Source organism: Paludisphaera soli, from assembly GCF_011064595.1.
GTDB classification, from domain to species: Bacteria; Planctomycetota; Planctomycetia; order Isosphaerales; family Isosphaeraceae; genus Paludisphaera; species Paludisphaera soli.
In genome coordinates, this window is the sequence record NZ_JAALJI010000117.1 from 1 (window position 1) to 1,039 (window position 1,039).

The following is a 1,039-nucleotide window of genomic DNA, read 5'->3' on the forward strand; positions in this document are numbered from 1 at the left end:
AGCAGCTGGACGTAGTTCACTTTGGCTTTTCACGAGGAGTCTCCGCCGGTAGGCCGAGAAGCCTCGGTCGACGGCCTCCCTTAGTCCCGACCGCGTCGTGTAGCTCCTGATCGGGATCTCTTGATGCTTGATCTGCCGGAACACCGGCTCGATCCGATTCAGCTCCGGCGAGTACGGCGGCAGGAAGAACAGGTATATGCCCGCGTCGGCCAGGCCCTTCCTGGCGGAGCGGACCGCCTTGCTCGTGTGGAAGCCGGCGTTGTCCAGAACCACCACTCGCGGTGACTTCGACCACGGCAGGGCCTTCAGGAAGGCGATCAGGTCGTACGAGTCCCAGGTTCGCTCGGCCGTGAAGACCTCCAGGCGGGGCGTCCTCCCGAAAGGCCGATAGGCCGCCAGGGCGTTGACGCGGCGGCCCTGCGGGGCCTCGTATCGGACGAACTTCCGCTCGCCGGGGAGGCTCCAGCTGTAGCCGACCGGCAGGGTCGGCGAGAAGCCGCACTCGTCGAGGTAGTACAACGTGATCGAGCCGGCCGCCGCCTTGGCCTTGAGGTTGGCGAGGACCCGCCCGGCCCGGTCGGCCTCGGCCGGGTCCTGCTTGTGCTTGAGCGTCGAGGCCGTCCGGCGGTAGCGGGCCCGCATACGTTTGAGATGGCGGCGGACCTGGCGCGGCCCGATCGCGACGCCTCGCTCGGCGAGGGCTTCGCTGAGTTGACGGCTGGTCCAGGTCCGGCCCTCGGCCAGCAGCTTCCGGAGTTCTTCGGCCACGCGGTCGCGGCGGGCCGCGTCCGGAGGCGGCCCGGGACGTCGAGGACTGAGGGCGGCGGCCCCGCGGTCGAGGAAGTCCTTGAGCAGGTCGCGGACGGTCTGGCCGCAGCGGCCGAGGTGCCGGGCGATCTTGGGGGCCGACCATCCGGCGTCGGCCAACGTGAGGATCTCGATGCGGTCGCGGACCTTGGGCGGCAGCGGCTCCCGCCGCAGGGCTCGGAGTTCGTCTCGGGTGTCGTCGTCGAGGTGGATGCGGATCATGCGGAATTAT

At 69.4% G+C, this 1,039-nt stretch carries 1 protein-coding gene; it reads right to left on the reverse strand.

Translation table 11 applies throughout. From position 1 onward, the window contains the following. Window positions 1–1,029, reverse strand: a 1,029-nt coding sequence (locus G6O68_RS31870) for an IS630 family transposase (protein WP_206108296.1), incomplete at its 3' end; no start/stop codon positions are given. Between the last annotated feature and the right edge of the window lie 10 nt (window positions 1,030–1,039).